The organism is Gallaecimonas zhanjiangensis (assembly GCF_057624825.1).
In genome coordinates this window covers 2,495,715-2,516,951 of record NZ_CM172603.1, presented here as the reverse complement: position 1 = coordinate 2,516,951, position 21,237 = coordinate 2,495,715, and the positions used below count along the sequence as shown (strand labels likewise).

General features: G+C 59.3%; 22 protein-coding genes and 1 other annotated feature. Of the genes, 15 read left to right on the top strand and 7 right to left on the bottom strand.

Annotation, left to right across the window (positions count from 1 at the left end):
- Positions 1-13 precede the first annotated feature (13 nt).
- Positions 14-223 carry a hypothetical protein gene (locus AC22G1_RS11975; RefSeq protein WP_487313591.1) on the bottom strand — a complete coding sequence of 70 codons (210 nt, stop codon included), beginning with the start codon at positions 221-223 and terminating at the stop codon, positions 14-16.
- Positions 21-120, bottom strand: a sequence feature (Trp leader region). (Overlaps the previous gene by 100 nt.)
- A 147-nt stretch (positions 224-370) precedes the next feature.
- On the opposite strand from AC22G1_RS11975, the gene rnm reads away from it, so the two are divergent.
- From rnm to AC22G1_RS11935, 8 genes are all read left to right on the top strand, one after another.
- Positions 371-1,198 carry an RNase RNM gene (gene rnm / locus AC22G1_RS11970; RefSeq protein ID WP_487313590.1) on the top strand — a complete coding sequence of 276 codons (828 nt, stop codon included), beginning with the start codon at positions 371-373 and terminating at the stop codon, positions 1,196-1,198.
- Positions 1,195-1,815, top strand: a complete 621-nt coding sequence (locus AC22G1_RS11965) for an L-threonylcarbamoyladenylate synthase (protein ID WP_487313589.1) — start codon at positions 1,195-1,197, stop codon at positions 1,813-1,815. The genes rnm and AC22G1_RS11965 overlap by 4 nt, the downstream gene beginning before the upstream one ends.
- Positions 1,812-2,636: a segregation and condensation protein A gene (locus tag AC22G1_RS11960; RefSeq protein ID WP_050659452.1), complete on the top strand. Its 825-nt coding sequence runs from the start codon at positions 1,812-1,814 to the stop codon at positions 2,634-2,636. Before AC22G1_RS11965 ends, AC22G1_RS11960 begins: the two co-directional genes overlap by 4 nt.
- Positions 2,620-3,186, top strand: coding sequence for an SMC-Scp complex subunit ScpB (gene scpB / locus AC22G1_RS11955; RefSeq protein ID WP_487313588.1), 567 nt, complete (start codon positions 2,620-2,622; stop codon positions 3,184-3,186). Before AC22G1_RS11960 ends, scpB begins: the two co-directional genes overlap by 17 nt.
- Positions 3,179-4,060 carry a 23S rRNA pseudouridine(2605) synthase RluB gene (rluB, locus tag AC22G1_RS11950; protein ID WP_487313587.1) on the top strand — a complete coding sequence of 294 codons (882 nt, stop codon included), beginning with the start codon at positions 3,179-3,181 and terminating at the stop codon, positions 4,058-4,060. Before scpB ends, rluB begins: the two co-directional genes overlap by 8 nt.
- A 43-nt stretch (positions 4,061-4,103) precedes the next feature.
- Positions 4,104-4,841 (top strand): c-type cytochrome, encoded by a 738-nt coding sequence (locus AC22G1_RS11945; RefSeq protein WP_487313586.1) that lies wholly within the window; start codon positions 4,104-4,106, stop codon positions 4,839-4,841.
- Positions 4,842-4,860: 19 nt separating this feature from the next.
- On the top strand, positions 4,861-5,142 hold the full coding sequence (locus tag AC22G1_RS11940; RefSeq protein ID WP_050659456.1) for an excalibur calcium-binding domain-containing protein: 282 nt from the start codon (positions 4,861-4,863) through the stop codon (positions 5,140-5,142).
- A gap of 65 nt (positions 5,143-5,207) precedes the next feature.
- Complete coding sequence (locus AC22G1_RS11935; protein ID WP_487313585.1) at positions 5,208-5,543, top strand: hypothetical protein; 336 nt, start codon at positions 5,208-5,210, stop codon at positions 5,541-5,543.
- A 27-nt stretch (positions 5,544-5,570) separates the two neighbouring features.
- Here the strand turns inward: AC22G1_RS11935 and AC22G1_RS11930 are convergent, their stop codons facing one another.
- The 3 genes from AC22G1_RS11930 to AC22G1_RS11920 form a co-directional block, all read right to left on the bottom strand.
- Entirely contained in the window at positions 5,571-8,159 is a 2,589-nt protein-coding gene (locus tag AC22G1_RS11930) for a TonB-dependent receptor (protein ID WP_487313584.1), read from the bottom strand.
- 121 nt (positions 8,160-8,280) lie between these two features.
- Positions 8,281-9,756 (bottom strand): DASS family sodium-coupled anion symporter, encoded by a 1,476-nt coding sequence (locus AC22G1_RS11925; protein WP_487313583.1) that lies wholly within the window; start codon positions 9,754-9,756, stop codon positions 8,281-8,283.
- Positions 9,757-9,873: 117 nt separating this feature from the next.
- The gene (locus tag AC22G1_RS11920) at positions 9,874-10,221 is read right to left on the bottom strand and encodes a hypothetical protein (RefSeq protein WP_487313582.1); all 348 of its coding nucleotides are present in this window, start codon (positions 10,219-10,221) and stop codon (positions 9,874-9,876) included.
- Positions 10,222-10,358: 137 nt separating this feature from the next.
- On the opposite strand from AC22G1_RS11920, the gene AC22G1_RS11915 reads away from it, so the two are divergent.
- Together AC22G1_RS11915 and AC22G1_RS11910 are read left to right on the top strand one after the other, a co-directional pair.
- On the top strand, positions 10,359-11,114 hold the full coding sequence (locus AC22G1_RS11915; RefSeq protein WP_050659461.1) for a Nif3-like dinuclear metal center hexameric protein: 756 nt from the start codon (positions 10,359-10,361) through the stop codon (positions 11,112-11,114).
- Positions 11,111-11,851 (top strand): methyltransferase domain-containing protein, encoded by a 741-nt coding sequence (locus tag AC22G1_RS11910; protein ID WP_487313581.1) that lies wholly within the window; start codon positions 11,111-11,113, stop codon positions 11,849-11,851. The genes AC22G1_RS11915 and AC22G1_RS11910 overlap by 4 nt, the downstream gene beginning before the upstream one ends.
- Here the strand turns inward: AC22G1_RS11910 and thiD are convergent.
- A complete protein-coding gene (gene thiD, locus AC22G1_RS11905; RefSeq protein ID WP_487313580.1) occupies positions 11,848-12,612 on the bottom strand; it encodes a bifunctional hydroxymethylpyrimidine kinase/phosphomethylpyrimidine kinase in 765 nt (254 codons plus the stop codon). The two genes, AC22G1_RS11910 and thiD, sit on opposite strands and share 4 nt — an antisense overlap.
- Before the next feature lie 135 nt (positions 12,613-12,747).
- On the opposite strand from thiD, the gene mscL reads away from it, so the two are divergent.
- The 4 genes from mscL to AC22G1_RS11885 all read left to right on the top strand — a co-directional run bounded on the left by mscL (position 12,748) and on the right by AC22G1_RS11885 (position 18,276).
- A complete protein-coding gene (gene mscL / locus AC22G1_RS11900) occupies positions 12,748-13,224 on the top strand; it encodes a large conductance mechanosensitive channel protein MscL (RefSeq protein WP_123421832.1) in 477 nt (158 codons plus the stop codon).
- 9 nt (positions 13,225-13,233) lie between these two features.
- Positions 13,234-13,833, top strand: coding sequence for a YIP1 family protein (locus AC22G1_RS11895; RefSeq protein ID WP_487313579.1), 600 nt, complete (start codon positions 13,234-13,236; stop codon positions 13,831-13,833).
- A 105-nt stretch (positions 13,834-13,938) separates the two neighbouring features.
- Positions 13,939-16,581: a M1 family metallopeptidase gene (locus AC22G1_RS11890; protein ID WP_487313578.1), complete on the top strand. Its 2,643-nt coding sequence runs from the start codon at positions 13,939-13,941 to the stop codon at positions 16,579-16,581.
- A gap of 129 nt (positions 16,582-16,710) precedes the next feature.
- Positions 16,711-18,276, top strand: a complete 1,566-nt coding sequence (locus tag AC22G1_RS11885) for a polyhydroxyalkanoate depolymerase (RefSeq protein ID WP_487313577.1) — start codon at positions 16,711-16,713, stop codon at positions 18,274-18,276.
- Here AC22G1_RS11885 and AC22G1_RS11880 read toward each other — a convergent pair.
- The gene (locus AC22G1_RS11880) at positions 18,266-19,318 is read right to left on the bottom strand and encodes a PepSY-associated TM helix domain-containing protein (protein ID WP_487313576.1); all 1,053 of its coding nucleotides are present in this window, start codon (positions 19,316-19,318) and stop codon (positions 18,266-18,268) included. The genes AC22G1_RS11885 and AC22G1_RS11880 overlap by 11 nt on opposite strands.
- 155 nt (positions 19,319-19,473) lie before the next feature.
- On the opposite strand from AC22G1_RS11880, the gene AC22G1_RS11875 reads away from it, so the two are divergent.
- The gene (locus AC22G1_RS11875; RefSeq protein WP_487313575.1) at positions 19,474-20,742 is read left to right on the top strand and encodes a cyclic di-GMP phosphodiesterase; all 1,269 of its coding nucleotides are present in this window, start codon (positions 19,474-19,476) and stop codon (positions 20,740-20,742) included.
- Here the strand turns inward: AC22G1_RS11875 and AC22G1_RS11870 are convergent.
- Complete coding sequence (locus AC22G1_RS11870) at positions 20,739-21,017, bottom strand: hypothetical protein (protein ID WP_050659469.1); 279 nt, start codon at positions 21,015-21,017, stop codon at positions 20,739-20,741. The genes AC22G1_RS11875 and AC22G1_RS11870 overlap by 4 nt on opposite strands.
- Positions 21,018-21,237: the final 220 nt, after the last annotated feature.

Here is a 21,237-nt window from a genome sequence, read left to right as displayed (position 1 = left end):
TTTCTCTTTGAATTTAAAAAATAAAAAAGCCCGCTTCGGGGCGGGCTTTAGCAATCTTTGTTTGCAAACAACAAGGTGCAGCTAGCCCGCCTGACGCCAGGATTGCCACCACCACCAAAGTTTCATGTTGCTTGCGAAAGTGTTCATTTTTATCTGCTCTTAAACGAAAAAGGCCCGCTTTGCTGCGGGCCTTAGGAATGCTTTGACGGATACGACCAAGCACACAGCCCGCTTATGGGTTGTGCCACCACCAGATGAGGTTGATTGCTTGGTTTTGCATGAGTTTTGTCTCTGCCGTCTTTAAAAGTCGCCTTCAAACTAAAGCCGTTTTTTACCGCTGTCAACGGCTTATTTCAGGTAGAATGGCGCCATGCATCATGATCTCCATAGCCACACCCATTTTTCTGATGGTCGCCTGAGCCCCACAGAGCTGGTTACCCGCGCTCTTGAGCGGCGGGTGACCCACCTTGCCATTACCGATCACGACTCGGTGTCGGGCCTGGCCGAAGCCCAAGCGGCGGCCAGCGGCACCGAACTGACCATTATCAACGGCATTGAGTTTTCGACTTGCTGGAAAAACAAAGAGATACATATCGTTGGGCTGTGGGTTGACCCTTCGCATCCGGGGCTGCTGGCGCTGATTGACGCCCAGGCCGACCGCCGCGAGGCACGCGGCGAGGAAATCGCCCGGCGCCTGGAAAAGGCCCGTATCCCTGATGCCCTGGCGGGTGCTCGCCGCTACGCCGGCTCGGGCACCTTGACCCGCGCCCACTTTGCCCAGTACCTGTTGGAGCTGGGTAAGGCCACCAGCATGCAGGGTGTCTTTAAAAAGTACATGACCCGCGGTAACCCCGGCTATGTGCCGCCGCCCTGGCCCGAGATGAGTGAAGCCATTGACGCCATTACCGCCAGCGGCGGAGTGGCGGTGCTGGCCCATCCCGGCCGCTACAGCCTGACCGGCAAGTGGCTGCGCCAGTTGATCTGTGACTTTGCCGCCATGGGCGGCGGCGCTTTGGAAGTGGCCCAATGCCAGCAGCCGCAAAACGAGCGGCGCTTTTTGGCCGACTTGGCCGCCGAGCATCAGCTGGCCGGGTCCCAAGGGTCTGATTTTCATTACCCAAGCCCCTATGCCGAGCTTGGGCGAAACCTTTACCTGCCGGCCGGTTGCCGCGCAGTCTGGGAAAGGGAGCCAGTATGAGCCAATTTTTTTATGTCCATCCAGAGAACCCGCAGGCGCGGCTGATAAGCCAAGCGGTAGCCATTATTCGCGGTGGCGGGGTCATTATTTACCCCACCGACTCGGGCTACGCCCTGGGTTGCCACCTGGGCGACAAAGGCGCTCTGGAGCGCATCATCCGCATCCGTAAATTGCAGGACGACCACAACTTCACCCTGGTCTGTAAAGACCTGTCGGAGTTGTCCCTTTACGCGCGGGTGGATAACCAGGCGTTTCGCCTTATTCGCAACAACACCCCGGGGCCTTACACCTTTATTTTGAAAGGCACCAAGGAAGTCCCCAAACGGCTGTTGAACCCCAAGCGTAAAACCATCGGCCTTCGGGTACCGGACAACGCCATTGCCCTGGCGCTGCTCGAAGCTCTGGGCGAGCCGATGATGTCCACCTCTTTGATTCTGCCCGGTAACGATTTCACCGAGGCCGACCCGGAGGAGTTCCGCTATGGCCTGGAGAACCAGGTGGACCTCATCATCAATGGCGGCGTACTGGGTGAAAAGCCCACCAGCGTCATTGACATGAGCGAAGAGGCCGTTGAGATTGTCAGGGTAGGCTCCGGAGACGTGACCCCCTTTCAATGACCCAGGACGCGCCAACCCAACCTGTCCAGCAACCCCTGCCGCTGGCTTTTGTGCACGGGCAGCCCTTCACCGAGCTGCCCGAAGACTTGTACATTCCGCCAGAGGCCCTGGAAGTGTTCCTGGAGGCCTTTGAAGGCCCGCTGGACTTGCTGCTCTACCTTATCCGCCGCGACAAAATCGATATCATCGACATGCCTATCGCCCGCATCACCGCCCAGTACATGGAGTACGTGGAGCTGATGCAGGAGCTCAAGTTGGAGCTGGCGGCCGAATACCTGGTGATGGCCGCCATCCTGGCCGAAATTAAATCGCGGCTGCTGCTGCCAAGGCGCACCAGCGAAGACGGCGAAATCGAGGTCGACCCAAGGGCCGAGCTGATTCGCCGCCTGCAAGAATACGAAATCATCAAACAGGCCGCCCAAGACATCGATGCCCTGCCAAGGGTAGAGCGAGACACCTTCCTCGCCGATGCCGACACCGGCCCCAGCTGCGCCCCCATCCGGCTGCTGCCTGATGTCGAGCTCGACGAGCTGGTCACCGCCCTTGCCGGGGTGCTCAAGCGTGCCGCCATGTTTGAAAAGCACCAGATCAGCAAAGAAAAGCTCTCTACCCGCGAGCGCATGGCGCGGGTGCTGGAGATCTTGAGCGAGGCCGGGCACCTGCCTTTTGTGGCGCTTTTTACCCTCGAAGAGGGCCGCGCCGGGGTGGTGGTCACCTTCGTGGCTATCCTTGAATTACAGAAGCTGGCGGCAATACGCATTATCCAGCCCGAGCCCCTTAGCCCCATTCGTGTGGAGATCCGCCATGGCGAAGATCAGTGACGAGCAGCTCAAACAGGTGCTGGAAGCGGCCCTGCTGGTGGCTGGCCGGCCTATGACGCCGCAGGATTTGCTGGACAGCGTTTTCCAAGGCTTTACAATCTCGCGTCCCAAACTGGTCAAGGCGCTTAAAGGGCTGGAGCTGGACTACCGGCCCCGCGGCATCCACCTGGTGGAAGTGGCCAGCGGCTGGCGTTTTCAAGCTGACGATGCCCTAAGCCCGCTGCTCTCAAGGCTGTGGGTGGAAAAGGCCCCCAAATACTCCCGGGCCACCCTGGAGACCCTAGCCCTTATCGCCTATCGCCAGCCGGTTACCCGCGGCGAAATCGAAGAAGTGCGCGGGGTGGCGGTCAGTACCCAGATCATCCGCACCCTTGAAGAGCGCGGCTGGATAAAAGTGGTGGGCACCAAAGAAGTACCGGGGCGGCCGTCGCTGTATGGCACCACCCGCCAGTTTCTGGACGACATGAATTTAAAAGGCTTGAGCGAATTGCCCGAGCTGATGGAAATCACCAACCCAGCCGAGAGGCTCGAAGAGGCAACACATGAGTGAAAAACTGCAAAAAGTCCTGGCCCGTGCCGGCCACGGCTCCCGCCGCCAATTGGAAACCCTGATCTCCGCCGGCCGCATCAGCGTCAACGGCAAGGTCGCCACCCTGGGTGACCGCATCGACAGCAGCGCCGACGTGCGTATCGACGGTCACCAGGTGGCGATTGCCAGCGAAGAAGAGGTGATCTGCCGGGTACTGATGTACAACAAGCCCGAAGGCGAGCTGTGCTCCCGTAAAGATCCCGAAGGCCGCCCGACCGTATTTGACCGCCTGCCGCGCCTCAAGCAAGGCCGCTGGGTGGCGGTAGGGCGCCTGGATATCAACACCTCAGGCCTGCTGCTTTTTACCACCGACGGGGAACTGGCCAACCGCCTGATGCACCCGAGCCACCAGGTGGAGCGGGAATACCAGGTGCGGGTCTTTGGCGAAGTGCCGGAGGCCATGGTGCAAAGCCTGCGTAAAGGGGTGCAACTGGAAGACGGCCCGGCCAGCTTCAATACCATCAAGCGTACCGGCGGTGAAGGCATCAACCAGTGGTTTGCCGTTACCCTTGCCGAAGGTCGCAACCGTGAAGTGCGCCGGCTGTGGGAGTCCCAGGGCGTGAAGGTATCGCGCCTTATCCGTACCCAGTACGGCAAAATGGAGCTGGATCGCAAGCTGCCCCAAGGTGGCTGGAAGGAGCTTCAGAAGGTCGATGTTAACTACCTGCGCGCCATGGTGGGCCTGAAGGAAGAGACCCGCTCCATCATCGATGAGCGCGCCGACGCCAAGGACAATCCCTATGTGCGCGCCGCCCGTATTCGCCGCGCCGTTAAACGCGACCGCGCCCGGGAAAGCACCCAGACCCAAGGGCGCCGCGCCCGTAAGCCTACCTGACAAAAACGCCGCTTAGCGGCGTTTTTTTTATGAGAACAGAACCATGAAAACCGCCTTTTTCGCGCTGCTGCTGACGGCATTGCCCGCCTCGGCGGCCGAGATAGCCATTTTGGGGAAGACCTTTGACAGCGCAGCGCTGCTGGCCAGCCCGCAAGCCAAAACGGTGCATGTGGATGATGACATGGCCTACCATCGCCCCGCCGATTACCGGGCGCTGCCGTTAAAGGCGCTGATGAAGGTGCCCACTAACGGCACCTTGGCGTTTCGCGCCACCGACGGCTTTGTGGCGCAGCTCCCAACCCGCCTTATCGCCAAGGGCGAGCCATGGCTGGCGGTGGAGGACAAACCCTGGCCAGCACTACCCGGTAAAAGCAGCAACGCCGGGCCTTTTTATTTGATTTGGCCAGGCCAAAAGGTCAGCCCCGAGCAATGGCCCTATGCCATTGCCAGTATCAGCCTGGTGCAAAGCCCCCTTGAGCGCTGGCCGCAACTGGCGGCAAAGCGAGGCGACGCCAAGGCCCTTGCCGGGCAGCAGCTGTTTTTGGCCAACTGCTTTGCCTGCCATCGCTTAGACGGCGCCGGGGAAGGTGAGGTGGGGCCGGATTTAGGCCGGCCCATGGCGGTCAGCCACTACCTGACCCAAAGCGGGTTCAAAGCCATAGTGCGTAACCCCAAAGCCGTGCGCACCTGGCCGTTGCAGCAGATGCCAGCTTTTGATGAAAAAACGCTTACAGACAAGGAGTTGGACGCCCTGGTGCACTATCTTTGGGAGAACCATTAACCGGCAGGGAAGTCAGTCTATGAAGTTTAGCCATATCGTTATCGGCGCTATCGCCGTGCTGGGTACGGTGCAATACCTCTACCAACACAAGAAAGTGAGCGCCAGCAGTCTGCCGCCGGTGCTTGCCGATAAACTACCCGCCAAACCCGTGCCAAAGCCGGCCTTTCGCTGTGAGGGCAAGGTCTATTGCAGCCAAATGACTTCGCGGGCCGAAGCCGAGTTTTATCTCGCCAACTGCCCCGGCACCAAGATGGATGGTGACCACGACGGCATCCCCTGCGAACGCGATAGCCGCTGGTGACAATAAGGTTGTCATAGCTGCTTAAAAATGTGAGTATTTTGCAAATTTTTTGCACGGATGCTGACATGAATAATGCATTGATAGCCTTGGTATTGATGGCCGCTGCTGGCGCCAGTGCTGGCGAAGCACTGCCGGATTGGCGCTCCTCGGACGAGGCCTTGTTTGAAGCCCGCAAGGAATTTGCTAAGTCCGACGCCGAGCTGCTGTTTTTGCTGATGGTGAATAGGCAAGGGGATGTGGTGAAGGTCAAGCTGCTCAAGTCCAAGCTGGATAACGACAGGTCCGCCATGATGTTTCGAAAACACCTCTACAGCGCCAAGTTCAAGGTCGCCAAACCGCAAGAGCCGGACTATCGCGAGTTCTTGTACCCCATGGACATCAAGACCACGGTTGAGTATTAAAAAAGCCGCCCGAGGGCGGCTTTTTACTTAGAAGCGGTAGCTTGCCTTCACATAGGCAAAACGTCCCTGGGAGGAGTGGGTTTCGGTGTCGTACCCCATGAAATCGGCAGCCGAGAACGGCGGCTCTTCATCAAAGAGGTTGTTGGCCCCCAGGGTCAGCTTGAGGTTTTTAAAGCCCTGGTAGCTGAGGTTGGTATCGAGGGTGGTGAAGCTGTCCACGGTACCGGTGGCACCGGCATCAATGTCGTCATCGTACTTGCTGATGTAGTTGACCCGGGCAGTGGCGCTCCAGTCATTGAGGGTCCAGTCGAGGGTGGCATTCCAGCGCCACTTGGGATGGCGCCACTTGCCAGCCAAGTCCCGCTCGGTGCCGTCAGCCTTGATCTCCTTGAAGCTGTTTACCCAGGTCAGCAGGTAGCCAAACTGAAAGGCCCCGTACTGGGTGTCGAGGTGGTAGCGGCTGTCCAAATCAATACCGTCGGTCTTCTGGCCACCAAGGTTCTGGTATTGGTCGACGATCCGGAAGATCCTCCCCGGCACGCCCCCTGACGACGGCTCGCGGATCACATCAAAAGCGCTTTGGGCGATGCCGGCGTTGTATTGGTTGAGGCGGTACTGGGTATCGGTGCTGATGAGCCCCTTTTGGTCGTAATTCCAGTAATCGAGCACCAATTCGAGGGCGTCGACCGGCTGCCAGACGATGCCAAGGTTATAGGAGTCGGATTTCTCGGGCTTGAGGTCCGGGTTACCGGAGAGCTCGACAGTACGCTCCTGAGGCTGGCAATCCTCGTCGGCGCCGGTCAGGGCGCAGCGGGCTGTGTCGATAAGGCCGGGGGATTCCTGGGTCGGGCCCAGGCCCAGTTGCACCAAGGATGGCGCCCTGAACGCCTTACCCCAGGAGCCCCGTAGCATCAGCGAATCGGTGGGGCGGTATTGCAGGCCTATTTTGGGGCTGGTGTTGTTGCCAAAGTCGGAATAGTGCTCGTAACGCACCGCCAATTGCGCCTCGAGTTTCTCGATAAGGGGCAGAGAGAACTCGGTGTACACCGAGTATTGGTCACGGCTGCCGTAGGCGGTGGTGGCTTCGGTGCCGAACACTTCGCCGCGAAGGAACAGCTCGTCGGGGTTGTCTTCAATTTCTTCCTTACGGTATTCCACCCCCAGGGCGTACTGGGCATCGCCGCCGGGCAGGGCAAAGGCGGCGCCGGAGATCTGCCCGTCCCAGGCCTGGGTGACCGAGCGGCCGGAGCGGGTGGTGTGGACACTGATGTCGTCAATCACCCCCTGGTCTTGGGTGGTGGAGAAGGGGTTGAACTCGCCGCTGTTGATGGCGTCTTGCAGGCGGGTCGACTGCACAAAGCCGGTTTTGCCGTATTCGTGGTTGCGAGAGCGCGAATAGGTGTAGGACAGCTCCCAGTCTATTTCGGCCACCTGGCCGTCAAGGCCAAATACCAGGCGCTGGTTGTCCGATTCCATCTGCTTGTGGCGGGCGCCGGCCTCGGTGGTGCGCCGGCGCATGGTCAGGTCTTCACCGGGGAAGGGGTTGATGGCCTCGCCCGAGGTAAATAGCGGGTTGTCGGCGGTGATGTAGAACTCGCCAAAGGAGGGGCTGGGGGCGCCGTGCACGTCGCTGCGCGAATGCTGGACGTTGGCCTCCATAAAGCCGCTGATGCTGTCGGTAAGCTGCTGGCGGTGGTTGAGGATAAGCCCCATGCGCTCGGTGGCGGGGTTCATGGTCATCCAGGGGGCATAGTTGAACAGGCAATAGGTGCCGATGTCGTCGTCAGCCGGGCAATTGGCGTCGGCCTGCCAGTTGTAGATATCGGATTTGGGGGTGATGGAGCCGTCGCTGCCGATGGTGGCGGGGATATAAGAGCCGGGGTTGCCGGAAGAAGAGCGAAGGTCGGAGCCGCCGCGGCTGGTCTGGTTGGCGTTTTTGGAGTAATCGCGGTCGCTGTAGAAGGTCTCGTCGCGCTTGAAGTAATCCAAAATCACGGTGGTGTGGGCTTTTTCGTCGCCATGGCCCCACAGCAGCGAGGCGGATTTTTCGGCGCCGCCGCCGTCTTTGGTATCGCCGACGCTGGCGTTGATCTCGGTGCCTTCAAAGTCTTCCTTAAGGATGATGTTCACCACCCCGGCGATGGCATCGGAGCCATAAATGGCCGAGGCGCCGTCTTTGAGGATATCGACCCGGGCAATGGCCGATACCGGAATGGAGTTGATGTCCACAAAGGCGGTGTCGATACCCTGGGCAAAGGCGTTAACGGCAATACGCCGGCCGTTTAGCAGCACCAGGGTGGAGTCGGCACCCAGGCCCCGCAGGGAAATACCGGCGGCGCCGTTGGCGGTGGAGTCAGAATCGTTACCCTGGGGCGTAAAGGAGCCGGCGCCGCTCACCGGCAGCTTTTTCAGCAGCTCGCCTAAATCACGGGCGCCGGAATTGGCGATTTGGCTGGCATCGATATACAGCACCGGGGAGGGGCCTTCCATGTCGGTGCGTTTGATATGGGAACCGGTAACCTGGATACGCTCGATGCTCTGGTCTTGCTCGGCAGCATGAAGGGGCGAGACCAGGGCCGTTAACACGGCGCTGGCCAGCAGCGTTTTGCGATACATGGAGTCCTCTCTCTTTATGTTTTTAATTTGTTGCAATATGGCAACAAATGACAACATAAAGGTCTCTGAGGCCTCCCTGGAAAGGCAACCTGTTGTTTCTTACCTGTTAAATAAGCAGGTGTTACATCAAACCCAGCAACGGCCACCAGCTGGCGGCTAGCAGCAACATCACCAGGTAACCGATGATGGTCACAGGGATCCCCACCTTGATGAACTGGCGGCTGGTGAAGGTGTCGGTACCGATACACACCATGTTCTGCGGGGCATTGATGGGCAGGATAAAGCCAAAGCTGATGGCAAAGCCCATCAGCAGCGCCATGCCCGGTACGTTAAGCTCGCTGGAGATGGCGGTAAGTAGCGACAGCAAAATCGGCATCATGGTGGAGGTAAGCGCGGTGGCGCTGGCAAACCCCAGGTGCACCACAATCAAAAACAGGCTCAATACCGCAAACAGCCAGAATGGGCTCAACGACTCAAGGCCCATGCCCTGAACCACCACATTGCCAAGCCATTGCCCGGCGTGGGTTTGCAACAGCGCCGAGCCAAGGGATATGCCCACCCCAAACACCAAAAGCGTGCCCCAGGGGATGCGGCTTTGCACTTCCTTCCAGCTCATCACCCCGATCCCCGGCAGCAGCAACACCCCAAGGCCGGTGGCGGTGACAGTGGCGGTATCAAAATGGTGCAACTTGCCGCCGGTGGCCCACAGCAGCAGTAAAACCAGGGTAACCCCCAGCAAGGTTTTCTCGTTGCGAGACATGGGGCCAAGCTCTTGAAGCGCCTTTTTAACGGTGTCTTTGCCGCCGGCAATGGCAACCGATTTGGCCGGCATCAAGCGGTGCACCACCAGATAAAGCGCCACCGACATCAAAATGGCCCAGGGCGCGCCGGCCAGCAGCCAGGTGCTCCAGCTGATACTTTGGCCTGTTACTTGGTGGATAAAATCGGTGGTCAGCAGGTTCTGGGCCGCTGCCGTTTGAATGCCGACGTTCCAGACGCTGGTGGCCTGGGCCACCATGATCATCACCCCGGCGGCAAAGGGGGAGTCTTTGCTGACCCCAAAAGCGGCGATCATCCCCATCATGATGGGTACCACGCAGGCTACCCGGGCGGTGGCGCTGGGCACCAGCAGGCTTAGCACAACAGTTACCACCAGGGTGCCAATCAGAATGCGGCCATAACCCACACCAAGGCGGGATAGGGTCAGCAGGGCAATGCGCCGGTCAAGGCCGGTGATGGTCATGGCGGCGGCGATAAAAAGCGCGGCGGCCACCAGCACCAGCCCTGAGCTGGTAAAACCGCCCATGGCCATGGACAGCGCTTTGGAGGTGCCCAAGGCATGCTCTGGCGCCGCCATATTGGGGGCTGTCCCCACCAGCAGGGCGATAAGCGCCACAATCAGCACCGCCGACACTTCGTAGCTCACCGCTTCGGTCAGCCATAGCACGACCGCAAAGGCGAGAATGGCCAGCAGCCGCTGGCCGGCTAGCGGCAGCCCGGTCGCCTCTGGCAGCAGCAATACGACAATTAAAACCAGCAGCGCAGCAAAGAAGCCCAGCGGCGGCAGCCGTTTGGGGAGGGTAGCGGTAGCGGGCATTCGGGACTCTCCTTGTACAACAATGCCGGTACTGTGCGCCCTCTTGGGAAAGGTGGGGTGATGTGGATCAAGTGTTTGTATTTGGGCATAAAAAAACGCCGGCAAGCCGGCGTTTTTTCAGAAGCCGCGAGGGCGGCGACAGTGATGATCCCGCTGTTCCAGCAGATCTTCCCAGTAAGCTTTGGGAAGCAGGCCGCCATTACCGGCGCTGGCCTTGGGTTTGCTGGCTTTCGCTGCCGGTTTGGCAGCGGCTTTTTTCGGGGCCGCAGGGGCGGCTTTGGCAGCGGCAGGCGCGGTGCCGGCCAGCTCAGCCGTCATGTCGACGATGTCTGCCAGGCGTACGCTCTTACCACCATCGATGGCGTACCAGCTGCCTTTTTGCTCGATCTCGGGATCTTTACCGTGTTTGGCGTTATAGGCAGCAGTGAAGTCTGCCAACACCTGGTCTTTATCCAAAGTGGCCATGGCCGTTTCCTTTCTTTTTTATGTTTCAACGTCTAAAACCCGACAATTTTATACTGTTTTTAACAAGAGCTGTCTAATTTGATGGCTTTTCTCTGCCATTGGCCTCATTTACCCTAGGCGCCATGCAAGGAGGAGTCATGGAACGTAAGCAACTGCTCGACTACCTGGACGACCAGCTCAAGGCCGGGAGTTTTCGCGATTATGCCCCCAACGGCCTGCAGGTAGAGGGCACCGAAGAAATCACCAAAGTGATGACCGGCGTCACCGCCAGCCAGGGGCTGATTGACGAGGCCATTTCCTGGGGAGCCGATCTGCTGCTGGTGCACCACGGGTATTTTTGGAAGAACGAATCCCAGACCATTACCGGCATCAAGGCCAAGCGCATCAAAAGCCTGTTGACCCACGACATCAACCTGGCCGGCTACCATCTGCCCCTCGATGCCCACATCGCCCTTGGTAACAATGCCCAACTTGGCCGTTTGCTGGAGCTGGATGTGCAATGCGGCCTGGACGACGAGCTAGGTAAGGCCCTGGTGTTTAAAGGCCGGCTGCCGGTGCCCATGAGCGCCGTGGATTTTGCCGCCTTTTTAGAAGCCAAGCTGGGCCGTAAACCCCTGCACCTGCCCGGCGGACCTGAGCGCATCGAGACCCTGGCCTGGTGCACCGGCGGCGCCCAGGATTATATCGACCTCGCCGCTGACGCCGGTGTCGATGCCTTTGTCTCAGGGGAGGTGTCCGAACGCACCACCCATATTGCCGCTGAGCGCGGCATCCATTACTTTGCCGCTGGCCATCACGCCACCGAGCGTTACGGCATCAAGGCCCTTGGCGAGCACCTGGCCGAGCGCTTTGGCCTAGAGGTGCGTTTTGTGGATGTGCCTAACCCTGTATGAAGTCCGATCGCATCTTTGATGGGCAACTGGCGGCCAAATTTGGCCGCCGTATTTATGAAAGCTACAAGGGGGAGCTGCGCCAGCATCTGGTCATGCGCGATTTGGCCGAGGTATTGGCAAAGCCACAGCAGGTAGTGGATATCGGTGGTGGCACCGGCGAGATGAGCCTAAAGCTGGCAAGCCTTGGCCACTCTGTGCTGATGGCCGAGCCCTCGGCCGAGATGCTGGCCCAGGCCCAGGCGCGTTTTGAAAAGGCCGGGGTCGCCGTTGCCTGCCGCCAGGCGAGCCTCTCAGAGCTTGAAGGCCAGTACCCGCTGGTGCTGTTTCACGCGGTGCTCGAATGGCTTGGCGAGCAGCAGCAATCGCTTGCCAAGGTGATGGCGCGGGTGGCGCCCGACGGCCACCTTTCCCTGCTGTTCTACAACCGTCACAGCATCGACTTTAACCATCTTATTCGCGGCAATTTCAAGCACCTGGAAAAGGGTCGCTACGGCGGCCACAACAGTTTGACCCCCCACAGCCCGCTCTGGCCCGAAGAGGTTTATGGCTGGCTGACGCAGGAAGGCTGGCTTATCAAAGCCCAAACCGGCATTCGCTGCTTTTCCGATTACTTTCAAAAAGGGGAAATTGCCCCAGATCTTGCCACCCGCATCCAGTGGGAAGAATGGGTCGCCAACCGCGAACCTTACCGCAGCCTGGCCCGCTATATTCATGTGCTGGCCCAAAAGCCCAGCTAATGCCAAAGCGGCCCGTGGTGCCCCTGGCCAAGGGGCGCCGTGGCGGCGCGGCGAATGGCCCCTTGCAGGTATTGATGGGCAAGGATGGTGGCCAGGTGCAGGGATTTTCCTTTGGCAAGCTCGGTGGCGATGGCCGCCGCCAGGGTGCAGCCGGTGCCATGCAGCTGGTTACCCTGCTGGCGCCGGGCATTGAGGCTGGTCAGGCGTTTACCGTCCCACAGCCAATCGGTCAGCACCGCGCCGTCACCATGGCCTCCTTTGAGTAAAAAAGCGCAGGGCAGGGCTTTTTTCAGCGCCTGGATAAGCCTCGGCGCCGGCATGGCCGGTGCCGCCAGGATGCTGGCCGCTTCCGGGAGGTTGGGGGTTACCAGGGTGCAAAGGGGCAATAGCCGCTCGACGGCCTCAAGGGCGCCAAGCTTCATGCCGCTGCTGGCCGAGAGCACCGGGTCGAGGATGATGGGCACGTTGCCTTCCAGGCGGGCCAGTACCCGGGCCAGTTCTTCGGCGATGGCGACTGACCCCAGCATACCTATCTTGACCGCTTGGGGGCGAATGTCGCTCAGCACCGCCTCGGCCTGGGCCGCCACCAAGCTTGGTGGCAGCAACTCCAAGGCTTTGACGCCGTGGCTGTTTTGCACCGTCAGCGCCGTCGGCAGCGCCATGGCATAGCCGCCAAGGGCCTGGCAGCTTTTAATGTCGGCCTGAATGCCGGCGCCGCCACTGGGGTCGGAGCCGCCGATAAAAAGCACGGGGTAGCGCATGGCACTGTCCTGGTCCGTGGAAAATAACGCTAATGGTCGGACAAGGGGCGCCCAAGGGCAAGGGGCGGCTGGCAGCGGCAGCTAAAAGGTTTATCATGACACCAACCGGTATTCGGCCTGGAGCGAGGAACTAAGATGCTGAAAGAATTCAAGGAATTTGCTGTAAAAGGCAATGTGGTGGACATGGCAGTGGGCATTATCATCGGCGGCGCCTTTACCACTATTGTCAAAAGCCTGGTCTCTGACGTGTTGATGCCTCCTATCGGGTTGCTGCTGGGCGGCGTGGATTTTTCGCAGTTTTTTGTGGTGCTAAAAGAGGGCGCCAAGGCCGCCGGGCCTTATGCCACCTTGAGCGATGCCAACGCGGCAGGGGCGGTGACCATCAGCTACGGTGTCTTTATCAACAACGTGGTGAGCTTTGTTATCGTTGCCTTTGCCACCTTCATGCTGGTGCGCAGCATCAACCGCCTCAAGCGCAAAGAAGAGGCGGCACCGAAACCGGCGCCCAGTACCAAAGAATGCCCGGAATGCTTTTCCGCCATTGCCATCAAGGCCAAGCGCTGCCCCTGCTGCACCTCGGTGTTGCCGGTCGCAGCCGAAGAAGCGCACTAAGAGGTCGTTATGCCCCTGCAAGCCCTGGCCCTGTTGTGGCTGCAACCCAGTGCCGCCTACCGGTTGGTCATGGCCTCCCGCCCCGGCAACAGCTCGGTGCTGCTGTATGTGGTGGCCTGGTATCTGAGCTGGTTTGAGCACTGGCTTGCCAGTGCCATGCCGTCGCTGGTGGTAGCCATGGTGGTGATTTTGCTGCCGGTCTTTGCCGTGTTGCTGCTGTATTTCCAGGGGTGGGTGCTGCGCCAGGTTGGCCGCTGGCTCGATGGCAGCGGTGACCCGCTTGGTGCAAGGGTGGCGATAAGCTGGGGCGGGGTGCCGGTGACCCTCGCCACGCTGTTTGGCATCATCGGCTACTTCTTTTGGGGCGAGCAGCTGCTGTGGATAGAGCAAATGCAGTGGCCCGATAACCCCCTGGTGTTGCTGGTGTCGTTGTTGCCGCTGGTGTTTGGCATTTATAGCCTCTTTACCACCAGTATCATGCTGGGCGAAGCCAACGGTTTTAGCGCCTGGCGGGGCCTTGCCACCTTGCTTCTGTCCCTTGTACTCATTTTGATTGCAGCCGCCTTTTTGGCGGTACTGGTAAGCGTGTTGGTGTTGCTGCTCCGCTAGGGAGAATTTAGTCGCAGCTTGGGGTCGGTTTGGCGAAGGGATTTCCGTTAACTGCCTGAAAGTGTTAACGTTGCGTTAATTAAAACAACAGGGATCCCGTTGTCCATGCGCAAGTTCATGCTCAGTGCCTTAAGCCTCGCTTTACTCGGCTGCCAAGACCCCGCCGCCACCGACACCAAAGCCAATACTCAAGCCCCCGCTGCCGCCGAAGTGGCCAAGCCGGTTGAGAAGGCAGAGTCTATTCCCACCGCCCAGTTGCCCCAGTGGGCGGCCCCCAGCCATTACCAGCTGACGCTGTGGATAAACCCTGATAGCGGCGAGTTCAAAGGGGAAGGCGAGATCCAGATGACCCTGGACAAAGCCAGCGATCACCTTTGGATGCACGCCAAGGACATGACCGCCCTGACCATCAAGGCCGTGACCGCCAAAGGCGAGACCCTCGATACCCAAATTCAGGAAATGGACGACTCAGGCGTTATTCGAGTGGCCTTTCCCCACAGCATCGACGCCCAGAAGCTGACCCTCAAAGTGAGCTACGAGGCGCCGTACAACAAGTCCCTTGAAGGCCTGTATAAAGTCTCCGAAGGTGGCCGCAACTACGCCTTTACCCAGTTTGAGGCTATTGATGCCCGCCGCGCCTTCCCCGGCTTTGACGAGCCGCGCTTCAAGGTGCCTTTTGATGTGACCCTGGCCATTCCCAAGGGCATGAAGGCCATTGCCAACACCCCTGAAGTGGCCCGCAAGGACGACGGCGACTGGACCTACATCCAATACGCCACCACCAAGCCGCTGCCCACTTACCTGCTGGCTTTTGCGGTGGGGGATTTGGACATCGTCGACTGGCAACCCATGCCCAAGACCGCCCTTCGTGACCGGGAAGTGCCGCTTCGCGGCGTGGCGGTGCATGGCAAGGGCGAGAAGCTCAAGTTCGCCCTTGAGAACAGCGCCGGTATCGTCGAAACCTTGGAAGACTACTTCGGGATCCCATACCCCTATAAAAAGCTCGACATCATCGCCGTACCGGACTTCGCCGCTGGCGCCATGGAAAACCCCGGCGCCATTACCTACCGCGAGCAGCTGCTGCTGATGGATGACGACGCGCCGTTCTGGCAAAAGCGCTCCTATGCCTCTGTCCATGCCCATGAGCTGGCGCACCAATGGTTTGGTGACTTGGTCACCATGCCCTGGTGGACCGATATCTGGCTCAACGAAGCCTTCGCCACCTGGGCCGGCAACAAAGCCGCTGCCACCTGGGCGCCGGACTGGGGCTATGGCCTTGGCATCGCCCAAGGTGGCCAGCGGGCCATGAGTGCTGACTCCCTGGTCAACATGCGTGAAATTCGCCAGCCGATTTTGGACAACAGCGACATCTCCAACGCTTTTGACGGCATCACCTACCAAAAAGGCGGGGCGGTGCTGAAGATGTTCGAATACTTCGTGGGCCCAGAGACCTTCCAAAAAGGGGTTCACCAATACCTGGTGGACCACGCCTGGGGTAACGGCACCGCCGAGGATTTTGTTAGCGCCATCGCCGTGGCCGCTAACAACCCGGAAGTCAACAACGCCTTCATGAGCTTTTTGACCCAGACCGGCGTGCCCAAGGTGACCGTTGAAACCAGCTGCAAGGACGGCAAGGGCAGCATGACCCTGACCCAGAGCCGCTACCTGCCTCTGGGCTCTAAAGGCGACCCGGCCCGCACCTGGGATCTGCCATTTTGCTACAGCGTTGATGGCCAGCGAAGCTGCGAGCTGCTCACCCAAAAGAGCACCGCCCTGAGCCTCGCCAGCTGCCCAGAACACATTGTTCCCAATGCCGATGGCACCGGTTACTACCGCTTTAGCGTCAGCAATTGGCAGCCGCTGATAAGCGATCTATCCAGCCTGTCCAAGGCCGAAGCCCTGTCGGTGCTCGATAGCTTTAACGCGGCCCTGGCTGACGGCTCCCTGAGCGTTGATGCGTACCTGGCGCAGGTGCCGTTTATAGCCAAACTCAAAGACCGGGAACTGGCCACCGCGCCCCTGGGCCAGCTTGGCTTTATTCTCAAGCACCAAACCCAGGACCAGGCAGCCCTCAAGGCCAAGCTGACCGCCTGGTACGGCCCGCGCCTCAAGGCCCTTGGTCTGAGTGCCAAACCTGGCGAGGCCAAGGACGACACCCTGCTGCGCGCCACCTTGACCGCTTTTATGGCCAGCACCGTCAAAGACAAAACCGTGCGCAGCCAACTGGATAAAGCCGCCGAGGCGCACCTGGCCGGTAAAGACGCCGGTATCAGCCCCGACCTTATCGGCCTTGCCATGGAAGCCTGGGCCCAGGACAAAGGCCAAAGTGCCTTTGACACCCTCAAGGCGCGCCTGGCCAAGAGCGAAGATGCGGTGGTTCGCCAGCGGGCAGTGATGGCCCTGGCGGGGCTTGAAGCGCCGAAACTGTCGGCTCAGGTGCTGGACATGGCCATCAACGGCGACTTGCGGGTCAACGAGCGGTTCATGCTGATGGGCGGCCAAGCCTACGGCGATGAAACCCGCGACCAGACCTACGCCTGGTTCAAAGCCAATCGCCAGGCGGTGGAGGCCATCTGGCCCGAGTCTAACCGCAAGCGCATTGTCAGCGCTTTCAGCGGCTTTTGCTCCGAAGACAAAGCCCGAGACCTGGAAGAGTACTTCACCAAGCTCGACTACCGAGGCGGTGAGCGCAACCTCAAAGGAGCCGTGGAGCAAATCGAGCTCTGCAGCGCCCGCGCCAAGCACTGAAAAAGGCCCCGTAAGGGGCTTTTTTTTGGCCTGCATCAAAGCCGTGCGGTTATTAATTGCCCAGGCTCAAAGTGGCGCCTATCTTGTTAAGTGTCCAGTCTCATTACTTTTTTTACAGGGGATGTTGTGATGCTCTATCAATTTCATGCCACCGCTTTGCAAGCCATGCAGCCTTGGCACCTGTGGGCCCAGGCCCTGAAAAAGCAGTTAACGCTTCCCTGGAGCTTCGCGCCCTATACCCAGACCGGACGCTACCTGCTGGCGGGTATCGAATTTATGGAGCGCTGCACCAATAACTACGAAAAGCCTGAATTTGGCCTCAACTCCACCGAAATCGACGGCACCACGGTAATGGTGCGCGAGCAGGTGGCCGCCACCCGGCCTTTTTGCGAGCTCAAGCACTTTCGCCGCTTTACCAAGCGCCAAGATCCCAAGTTACTGATCGTCGCGCCGCTGTCCGGCCACTACGCCACCTTGTTGCGCGGCACCGTGGCCCATTTCCTGCCGGACCATGAGGTGTATATCACCGATTGGGTCAATGCCCGGGAAGTGCCCCTGAGCGAAGGGGGATTGAGCTTTGATGATTACGTGGACTACGTGATTGAGTTTATCGAGCAGCTGGGGCCGGACGTCCACGTACTGGCGGTGTGCCAGCCGTCGGTACCGGTGCTGGTGGCCTGCACCTTGATGGCGATGCGAAAGTCCGAGCGCCAGGCATTGTCGCTGACCCTGATGGGTGGGCCGGTGGATACCCGCATCAACCCCACCGAGATGAACGACTACGCCTCTGACCACGACTTGGAATGGTTTGAAGAAAACGTGGTGTGCACCGTGCCAGAGCAATACGTAGGGGTGGGGCAGAAGGTCTATCCGGGCTTTATCCAGCTGTCGGGTTTTATGATGATGAACCCGGACTTACATATCCGTAAGCACTTTAAGTTTTACGAGGATTTGATCCACGGCGACGGCGACAGCGCCGAAGCTCACCGCGATTTTTACAACGAATACCTGGCGGTGATGGATTTGCCTGCCGATTTCTACCTCGAAACGGTGCAAAAGGTCTTTATCGAGCACCAGCTGCCCCAAGGCAAGATGACCTACCGTGGCCAGGTGATTGACCCTGGCGCCATCGAGAAAACGGCGCTGATGACCATTGAAGGGGAGTTTGACGACATTACCGGCATGGGCCAAACCGAGGCGGCTCAGCGGCTTTGCTCAGGCATAGCGCCGGCGCGCAAGCTTCATTATGTGCAAAAAGGGGTAGGGCACTACGGCATCTTCAACGGCCGACGCTTTCGTGAAGAAGTGGGCCCCAAGGTCAAAGACTTTATCCGCAGCCACCAGCAGCCACCGGCTGAGGCTATGGCGCCAGCCGCCGCTGACGCGACGCCTGTTGCCAAAGCGTCGCCCGCTAAAGCCGCACCTGCTGCCAAAGCCGCGCCTGCCGCTAAGGCCGCGCCGGTAAAACCGGCCGCCAGCGCGCCGAAAAAGCCCGCTCAAGCCAAGGCGCCCACCGCGAAAGCCATGCCAGCCAAGGCAGAACCTGCTGTAAAAGCCGCGCCAGCTAAGACCCCACCGGCAGCGGCGAAAGCAGCACCCGCCAAAGCTTCGCCGACAGCGGCTAAATCGGCGCCAGCCAAGGCCGATACCGCTAAAGCCCCCGTTACCCGGGCCAAACGTAAACCTAGCGCTTGACCCGCTTTCGCCACATCCAAAAGCCTGACAGGGCCATCAGGCAGGGGAAAAAGCCAATCAGGCACCACAGCACCCGTGTGGTCAGGCCGCCAAAGGTGCCAAAGTGCAGGGGCTTGAAGCTGTCTTTGAACTGATACAGGGCGCCGAGGCTGGCGGCGTTCATCACCCCGGTCAGCGCCCCGGTTTGGTCGTCAAAGCTGATGATAGAGCCGGCGCTACCCCGCAAGGGGCCAGCATCTGCCGGGTGACCAAACAAGTGAATGCCCGGGTAACTTTTGTCTGGCAGGCGGATATAGGTGGTAACAAAGCCCGGTATCGCCGTTTTGGCGCGGGCCAGGATGGCATCGAAATCCAGCTCGTCGTTGTAGTAGCGCTGGGTGATGATGTAGGCGCTGTCGTCATGGGCTTCGATTTCGTGGCTGAATTCGTCGAGGTTCCACCAGGCGCCGGTAAAGCCAAGGATCAAAAATACCGGCGCGCCGATGATGCCAAGCATCTTGTGGCCGTCACTTAAAAAAAGCCGCAGGCTTTTGCCCCAGCGCAGGGTGAAAAAGGTCTTCCAAAAGCGCCGGTGCAGGATAAAACCGCTGATAGACAGCGCCAGCAGCAGCAGCGCTGTCACCCCGGCCACGGCAATGCCCACAGCGCCGCTGACAAAGGTGTAGTGAAAGCTCAGCAGCCAGTCAGTCAGGTAATGGTCAACCGGCTTTACCGGTGCCGTTACCAGGCCGGTGCTGGGGTCGATATAGGTTTTTTGCCAAACGTAGCTGCCCATTTTGGACAGATAAAGGAGCGTGTTCTGGCCCGGTTCGCCCGGTTGCCAACCCAGCAGTTCATAGCCGTTGAGCTGGCGCTCGGCATCATGCATTAAGGTGTTCATGTCCAGAGCGGGGCCGCCCTTGCTGGTGATAACGGCAGGCATTAGCAGGCCGTCCAGCTCGTTTTTAAACACCAGCAGGCTGCCGCTCAGGGCAATAATGAAGAGGGGGAGGGCGGCAGTCAGGCCAAGCCAGCCATGCCATTTCCAGAGGGTGCGCCGCATGAGACTCCAGGAAAGCGCGTGACGAACTGGGCCGCAACATAGCACGATTGAGAATGCTTTTCATTGGTTTCCCCTGGGCTTTGCGGGAAACCGCTGCCGGGAGACGACGGCAGTTACCGATGCGCAATAACCATTAAAACAATAAGTGGATGTGAATGAAAAAAAACAAGCTTGCTGTCACGCCCCATCAGCTGTGCCCTGGCCTTTATGTGATCCTGCCGGTTCGCTGGGCCAAGCACCCCTTTGTGTTTAACCGCTTTAAGATTCGCTCGCAAAAGCAGGTAGCCATCATCCAGAGCCTGGGGCTGGACTTCGTGCTGGTGGTGCCCGAGCGCTCCGATGCCAAACCTTTGGAGCCGCCTAAAAAGCCCGAGCCGGCCCCCGCTGCCAAGGATGAAGCGTTGGACGCCGAACTGGCTGCCGCCTTTGCCCTTAAAGAGCAGCAAATCGCCCGCCAAAAGGCTTATATGCGCGGCCTGCAAAATACCGAGCAGGATTTTCAGCGCGCCCTGGTACACACCAAGGCGGTGATGCAGGACATGCAGCGCCGGCCCCAATCGGCCTTTGGCGAAGGCAAGGCCATGGTCACTGAAATAGTGCGGGTGTTAACCAGTCAGAGCGACGTGGTGCTGCACTTGATGAACGAGCCCAAGACCGACGACGGTTTTTATTGTCACAGCCTTAATGTGGCGGTGCTGGCCATGTTGATTGCCCGCACCGCCGGCATGAGCGAAGCGCAGATGGTGGATGCCGGCCTTGGCGGGCTTTTTCACGATTTGGGCAAAAGCCGGTTGCCAAGCCAGATCCTGCGTAAAACCGAGCCTCTGACCGAAGCCGAACAGAACTTTCTCAAATTGCATACCCAATACGGCTATGAGCTGGCCGGGCAATATCCCGACTTTCCCGACGCGGTGCGCGAGGTTATCTTTCAGCACCACGAAGCGCTGGACGGCACCGGTTACCCCAAGGGGCTTAAGGGCGAAGAGATCGCCCAACTGGCCCGCTTGGTAGCGGTGGCCAACGAATACGACAACCTCTGCCATGGCCGCCGCCAGGAGCCGGGCATGTCGCCCCACGCGGTGCTGTCGCATCTTTACAAACATGAGCAGCACCGGCTGGACCAGAGCATCGTGCAGTATTTTATTCGGGTGTTGGGGGTCTATCCCCCAGGGACCTTGGTGCAACTCAATGACGACCAGTACGGCCTGGTGATGACAGTCAACTCCGCCAAGCTATTGAGCCCGGCGGTCCTAGTGTACGACCCGGCAGTGCCCAGGGAGCAGGCCGCCATTATCGATTTGGAGGAGGCGGGGCTGGCGGTCAGCCGGACCGTCAAGGCAACGGCGTTGCCACAAGCGGTATTCGACTACCTCAAGCCCCGCAGCCACATCAGCTATTACATGGAAGCCCGGGGAGGCAATTAACGGCCCTGGCGGGACTCGCTGATGTAAAAACGGGCCCGCTTGGCCTTCTCAATGCAGCTGGGGTAGCGCTCAATTTGCTGCTGGCCCTTGGCAAGAGACAGCAGCCCCAGAGCTTTGGTGTAGCTGACGGTGCCGGCAAAGCCCTCGGCCTTGGCCAAGTCCAGTTCCTGCCAGGCGCTGTCGAGGTTGGCCGCGCATTCGTCGCGGCCGCCGGTATGGGCGGCGCAGGCACTTAGCAACAGGGGCAGCAGCAATACCAGTTTTTTGCTCATCATGGTTTTTCCTTATGCATCGGCATCAGCAAAGCATTTTCTTGATAAATAGGTGATGTCATCATCATAAATGCTGTTCTTATATAAGACCTTGTAAGGCAATACAAAAAGGGATAGCGTTTGCTATCCTTTTTTTAACAAAAAACCAAAACCTTGTTTGCCGCAACTTGAGAAACGCCTCATGCACAATAAAAAAATCGGGACTGCGTTGCTTGCAACATTG